The sequence below is a fragment of the Mesocryomonas lacus genome, from assembly GCF_055730105.2.
Genome location: NZ_JBUZWF020000002.1, coordinates 1,012,627 through 1,019,108, shown reverse-complemented (window position 1 = coordinate 1,019,108; position 6,482 = coordinate 1,012,627). Strand labels below are relative to the sequence as shown.

Here is a 6,482-nt window from a genome sequence, read left to right as displayed (position 1 = left end):
GGCCGCACGCATCGATGCCCTCACAGGGCTTTCGAACAGAACAGGACTCAGCGAGCGTTTCCAGCGCGATGTGCTCGCCTCCATCGAAGAAGACGATCGCCAGCTCTCCGTGCTCTACCTCGATCTCGATCGCTTCAAGGACGTCAATGATTCTCTTGGTCACCCGGTCGGCGACGAGCTGATACGCCAATTCGCGGTACGTATCCGCGACGCGGTAGGCGACGACGGGTTCGCCGCACGGCTCGGCGGCGACGAATTCGCGGTCATTTCGATGAAGCGCGGGGCGATGGATGCCGTTTCCGGAAAGTTGCTCGAGACCTGTTCCGAGCCTTATGACGTCGGCGGCCAAATCGTCCTGACGAGCGTGTCGATCGGCATCGCGCATTCGCCGCCCGGCACGGCGGATCTGATCGAGGCGATGCGGCAAGCAGATATTGCCCTTTACGCCGCCAAGGCTGCCGGCCGCGGTGTCGCTCTCGAGTTTGCCCCCTCGATGGAACGCAACATACTCGGCGCACAGCACTTGGCGAGAGACCTGGCGGAAGCCATCAAGACGGACGCATTGGCGCTGCATTATCAGCCGCTCGTCTGTGCGGAGGGTATTCGGATCAGCAGCGTCGAGGCGCTATTGCGCTGGAAGCACCCGGTGCGCGGATTCATTCTGCCGATGGAATTCATCCAGGTCGCAGAGAAGACCGATCTCATCCGAGAACTCGGAAGCTGGGTCATCCGCCGTGCGTTCAGGGATGCGCGGCAGTGGCCGGGTCTCGTTACTGCGATCAATCTCTCGCCCGCACAGCTTCGTGCACCAGCGTTCATCGAGGACTTGCGTTCGCTTGTGCACGAGATGGAGGTGATTCCGTCGATGTTCGAGTTCGAGGTGACCGAGACGGTGCTGATCGACGATATCGAACTGGCTTCCGAACGACTGCGTCTGTTAAAGGAGATCGGCTTCAGGATCGCCCTGGACGACTTCGGTAGCGGCTATGCCAGCCTCGCATATCTGACCCGCATCTCCTTCGACAAGCTCAAGATCGACCGATCCTTCGTGTACAATCTCGGCGTCGAAGATGGTGCAGAGGGGATCATCCGGTCGATCGTGGGACTCGGACTAGCTCTGAAACTGTCGATAACCGCCGAAGGCGTGGAGCATCCGGATCAGCATACGGTTCTACAAAAAGCAGGGTGTCACAACCTTCAAGGCTTCCTGTTCCATCGACCTGTGCCTGCCGGTGAAGTCGTGGCGTTGCTGAAGGATCATGCGCTCAAGCTGGCATCCTGAGCCGCTTGGAAAAGCTCTGACAAATCCGTAATCGCGCTGGCCGAGGGACGTACCCACGATTACTACTGGAATGTCGCCATGGCAGAGAGATGCGCGAGACGGGCTTCATGCACAACCATCTGCGCATGACTGGGGCAACAAGACCCAGGAATGGTCTGCCGTGCTGGAAGAAGGCTTCCAGCGCACCTTGTCGATTATCAACCGCTACATCCTCGACGGGCAGGACCCGAATTCCTTCACCAACGTCGGCTGGGTTTACGGCCTGCACGACCGTCCATGGGCACGGCGGAAGATCTTCGGCACCGTTCGGTACAAAAGCAAGAATTCCATCCGCAAGATCGATGCCAGCGCCTACGAGGCTACCGTACGCAGGCTATGCGAGGACGAGATCCGTTAGGGCTCCGTCCGTGAATGCTGCGATCAGGGCTCGAACGTCGCCCTCGTCCGCGTGGCAGGGTTAGATGGCTTTGTCGCGTCCCAGTGATCGTTGGCCGCCGTCGCTTGAAGCATTGCCTCCAAAGCGTCTGCCGCATCGTTGGCCAACGCAGCGTCGAGACATCTTGCCAAGCAGTCGACATCGTCGCGGACCATGGTGTCGTCCGCCCTCAAGTATTCTGTCGCAGCGACGCGGAGCAATCGGACAAGGTGAAGTACGTGCATAGGGGACGGCTGCCTGCGCATGGTCGATGTCCTCTAAAATTCGGCGATACGTCGATTGGGAGTCGACGCATCGCCCTGACGCTCCGGCATGGCAAGAACGTCAATCCAGATCTCGTATACGAGCCACATCATTCAGCAACGCTGCCTGAAGGACCGGCCGTTTCCATGATCCTAGAGTGCTAGTGCTCACTGCGCCTCACCCGTTCGGGTGAACGGTGGCAACAAGATCAACGCAAATTGTCAGAAGACATTCGGGGCTGATAGCGTCCTATCCGACGTCTCGTCGGTGAAACCGGGCAGGTGAGCTTATGTTGGATGCCCTCATCGACCTGACATATGAGGCAAGCGTAAACTGCGAGCTTTGGCCTTCGGTGCTCGATGGCCTGTCGAAGATCGCGGATGCCGAAGGCGGGGTCCTGTTCGCCGCTGGCAGCGGCGCACCTCAGTGGACGGCGTCGAAAAGCCTGCGCTCCTGCATGCAGGCTTTCATTGCAGAAGGCTGGGCTGCCAACAATCTGAGAGCCGAAGCTGCCCTCAGATTGAAGCCTCCCGGGTTCGCTACCGATCAGGATTTACTGTCCGACCATGAGATCGAGCATCACCCGGTCTACCGTGACTTCTTTCGCCCTCGCGGCCTCGGTTGGTGTGTCGGTTCTACTATCCTGCCGCTCACGGGAGATGTTCTCGTCGTAAGCCTTGAGCGTCGCTTCGAACGCGGGCCTGTCGAAGACGCGGTGAAGGTAGCTCTCGATCCGATGCGGCCTCATCTGGCACGAGCAGCTCTTTTGGCATCCCGCTTCGGACTTGAGCGAGCGAAAGGGACGGTGATCGGCCTCGACATGATCGGGTTGGCCGCCGCAGTCATCACTGCAAACGGAGTCGCGGTTGCCGCCAACCGACATCTGGAGGCAGTGCCAACCCTTGTGCAACTGAGAAGCTTCGACCGTCTTGCACTGGTGGATCCGGAGGCGAATGTTTCACTAGCCGCCGCGTTGTCATCGCTCGGCAGCCGGGATGGGAGTCGGCGACCAGCGATGACGTTTCCGCTCAAGTCGCACGAAGGCCCACCTGCCATCGCTCATTTAGTGCCCCTGGTCGCTTCAGCGCGTGATGTCTTCAACAAGGGGGACGCCTTGCTCATCGTGTCGCGTATCGGACAGAACGGTGTTCCGGGCGACTCGTTGCTCGAGGCGATCTTCGACCTGACGCCTTCCGAGTCGCGTATCGCTCGCCGTCTCTGCGAAGGAACGATGGGGCGGGATATCGCCCGTCAGTTCGGACTTTCTCACGAAACCGTCCGCAGTCACACAAAGTCAGTCTTTCGAAAGACCGGGGTTCGTCGGCAGGCTGACCTCATCCGTCTTGTCAGCGGGTTGCCCGTAACAGGCTGAGGCGGAGCAACGTCCACTGACTGGAGCTTGTTTGGCTGTAACCTCGTCAGTCCTCAAGCAGCAACCGACTCCTCGGCTACGGTCAGGTCACGTAGGATCGAATGCACCTTCTGTCCGCCGAGTGATGCCGGGTCGAAGCCGCTGTCAATTCCAACTTGCGCGAAGCGTCTTTCGTCGTCGACGGAGTTTCCGACAAAGCCCATCGCCCAGTTCGAAAAAGATCGATGCGTGATGGGTTCGAGCGCGAGAAGCGAAACGTCGCCGTGGCGATAGTCCTGCTGGATGCGCTCGAAGGTCGCCTCGACGGCTGCCAGCGGTCCCTCCAATACCTGTGCGAAGACGCCAGCGTTGAATAGCAGCGCGCCGGTAATGCCGACGGCCTGGTTGTTGCGGCGGCTGGCTTCGAGGATAGAGCTCACTTCGGCCACGAAGTCCGTCTTGTCTACCGAGATCTCGTTCCGGCTGTAGTAGACGAGCTGGTACAGATTGTCTGACATTCTAGCTCTCACAAAGCGAGGAAACTGGCGATGCTGTCCGCCGACATCGGGCGGCCGGTGAAGAAACCCTGGACATGGGTGCAGTGCTCGCCGCGGATATGGGCAAGCTGCTCCTGTGTCTCCACACCCTCGGCGGTGATCGACATTCCAAGGCTCTGTCCAAGGCCTGCGATCGCCTTGAGGATGGCTTCGCTATCCCCGCCTTCGCTGGCACCTTGGACAAAGGATCGGTCAATCTTGATCTTGCTGAAGGGAAACTTTTGGAGGTAGCTGAGCGAGGAATAGCCCGTACCGAAGTCGTCCATCGAGATCTTCACCCCGAGATCGCGGAGGGCGTGCAGTGTCCGCAGCACATTTTCCGTGTTGTCGAGGAGCGCACCTTCGGTGATCTCGATCTCCAGCCTGTGAGGAGGTAGTCCCGCATGGGCAAGCGCCGAGAGTACGGTTTCGACGAGGGCATCGGACTTGAACTGAACAGGCGACACGTTTACGGCCACCGTCATCTCGTCCGGCCACGTCATGGCTGTGGAGCATGCGGTACGAAGGACCCATTCCCCGATCTTGCAGATGAGGCCCGTCTCTTCAGCAAGCGGGATGAAGTCGACCGGCGATACCCGCCCCCGAACGGGGTGGTCCCAGCGGATCAGAGCCTCGAACCCGATGACCTTGTTCGACTGGAGGTCGACGAACGGCTGGTAGTGGACATCGAACTGTCGAAGGGCGAGCGCCCGGCGAAGGTCGATCTCCAATTCCCGGCGGTCGCGGAGGGCTGCGTCCATTCCGGCTTCGAAGATGCGAAACCGACCGCGTCCGGCTCGCTTGGCTTCATAGAGGGCGAGATCGCCGTTCCTGAGCAAGTCGCGGGGTCCGTTGCCAGGCTCGGCGATCGCGACTCCGACGCTGGCGCCGATGTTCACCGTGTGGCCACTCAACACGTAGGTCCTACCGATCAGGTCCACGAGCCGCGAGGCAAGCCGCTCCGTATCCTGCTGATCTACGATACCTGTCTGGACGACCACGAACTCGTCGCCGCCGATACGGGCGACGCAGTCGTCCTTTCGGCAGGCCGAGCGGATCCGGTCCGCCACCTTCTGCAGAAGGAGGTCGCCAATCCCATGGCCGAGGGTGTCGTTGACGATCTTGAACCTATCGAGATCGATGCAGTGGACAGCTACTCGTCGCTCCTCCGATGGAGCAACAGCAATTGCATTCTCAAGGCCAGCGGTGAGACCGTTGCGTTTCAACAACCCGGTGAGTTCATCCCTCTCGACGACAACAGGTACTGCGTCTGTCTCGTCCGGAAACAGGCTCAACACGCGACCAGTTTTGGTGGCGGCACCAATAAACGCTTTGTAGCGGGAGTTTTCCTTCGAGGTGACCATGAACGGCTTCCCCTCGGCGGCCAGACGGTCGAGCGGGTCCTTGTGTTCGGGAAACACATCCCTGAAACGAAGGCCGACGATCCAGCCCCCGAGCATGCCCTGGGCCGATGCGTTCGCGTATGTCAGTTCCTCGTCGTGGTCCAAAGCCAGTACGGGATGTGAAAGGCTGTCCAGCACGACATCCGACTCGCGCGGCAGTCTAACGTCGGTGACTGCAAGCAGGACTGTCATGAGGGCCTCTTGTAATAGGTGTTCCCCTGGTCTGTGCCCCAACGACTTTCCCAATGATGAATTAGCCGACTAACACCCTCGGACTAGCCGTTTAAAGATCGATGGGGTTAATCCCGAGTTGCTCCGGAAATGCTGCTTGGCGTGAATAGCCCGACGCTCGACTTGACCTTTCCGTCAGGCACGGCCCGACCCAGCACCCGTCGTCCGGGACTTCAAGCGGCTTCGCGTCGATCGTGACGAATGGTATCCGAGATTCGCGACGCCAGCATCGAACCTGCGGAGTGAAGAACGCCGAGTTCTGCAGCCATCGCCCTAGCCTCAGCCTGCGCCCGAGGAAGACCTGGTGCGATTCCATTGTCGAGGTTGAATACGGTCCCCCCGAACATGAACGGTGCTTCGTAGGCGGCTCGCTGTGCAAGGCCGATCGGAAAGCGCTCCGTTGTGGAGCGCTCCACTTCAGCCTCCACTGCTCGAGCGATGCGACTTGGTATTTGCGCGATGGCCGTTGCAACGAAGCATCGTCTCTCGGATGGGCCTTCCGGCTCCTTCGATAGAAGCTGATCCGTCATTGCAGCCGCGAACGCAGACAACGGCGAGAAGCGAAGAGGTATGAGAACCGTGTCAGCCAGCCGTCTGGCCGCCTGCAGCATGTCGGGACGTGTACCGGCATCGATGATCACCACCGCACCGCGTCTGATACCATCCCGGACCAAACTCGCCAATTGGCCTGTCTTGTCACATCTGGCTACATCGATATGGGTCGGCCTGCCTGACTTAAGAGCCCAAGTCGATAGATCCTGGGTATTGCCAGCGTCGATGAGCAGCACGGGCACTCTGTTCGAGGCAGATGCCGATGCGATCGTCAGGGCAAGGGTCGAAGCGCCGGCGCTTTTGACCGATCCGATCGAGACCACGGGGAAAGCTGCGTGTTCGGCCGAAGAAGCGGAGCGCAGAAGCGTCGCCCCGAACTTTGAGGAAAAAGACCTCATTGAAACAAGTCCTTGGCTAAGTTTGGCTGTCTGCGACCTTTGCCACTGGC

5 protein-coding genes and 1 pseudogene are annotated in these 6,482 nt (G+C 59.8%); 3 read left to right on the top strand and 3 right to left on the bottom strand.

Annotation, left to right across the window (positions count from 1 at the left end; all coding sequences use genetic code 11):
• The 3 genes and pseudogenes from ACZLZQ_RS09845 to ACZLZQ_RS09835 all read left to right on the top strand — a co-directional run.
• The coding region (locus ACZLZQ_RS09845) for a putative bifunctional diguanylate cyclase/phosphodiesterase (RefSeq protein WP_472949189.1) at positions 1-1,282 on the top strand (1,282 nt) is incomplete at its 5' end.
• Positions 1,283-1,318: 36 nt separating this feature from the next.
• Positions 1,319-1,679 (top strand): annotated as a pseudogene (locus ACZLZQ_RS09840) (deoxyribodipyrimidine photo-lyase); the annotation flags it as partial.
• 571 nt (positions 1,680-2,250) lie between these two features.
• Positions 2,251-3,333 carry a helix-turn-helix transcriptional regulator gene (locus ACZLZQ_RS09835; RefSeq protein ID WP_472949188.1) on the top strand — a complete coding sequence of 361 codons (1,083 nt, stop codon included), beginning with the start codon at positions 2,251-2,253 and terminating at the stop codon, positions 3,331-3,333.
• A 53-nt stretch (positions 3,334-3,386) separates the two neighbouring features.
• Here ACZLZQ_RS09835 and ACZLZQ_RS09830 read toward each other — a convergent pair whose 3' ends face one another.
• The 3 genes from ACZLZQ_RS09830 to ACZLZQ_RS09820 all read right to left on the bottom strand — a co-directional run bounded on the left by ACZLZQ_RS09830 (position 3,387) and on the right by ACZLZQ_RS09820 (position 6,432).
• Entirely contained in the window at positions 3,387-3,830 is a 444-nt protein-coding gene (locus ACZLZQ_RS09830) for a BLUF domain-containing protein (protein WP_472949187.1), read from the bottom strand.
• A gap of 8 nt (positions 3,831-3,838) precedes the next feature.
• On the bottom strand, positions 3,839-5,443 hold the full coding sequence (locus ACZLZQ_RS09825; RefSeq protein ID WP_472949186.1) for a putative bifunctional diguanylate cyclase/phosphodiesterase: 1,605 nt from the start codon (positions 5,441-5,443) through the stop codon (positions 3,839-3,841).
• Positions 5,444-5,655: 212 nt separating this feature from the next.
• Positions 5,656-6,432 (bottom strand): ParA family partition ATPase, encoded by a 777-nt coding sequence (locus ACZLZQ_RS09820; protein ID WP_472949185.1) that lies wholly within the window; start codon positions 6,430-6,432, stop codon positions 5,656-5,658.
• Positions 6,433-6,482: the final 50 nt, after the last annotated feature.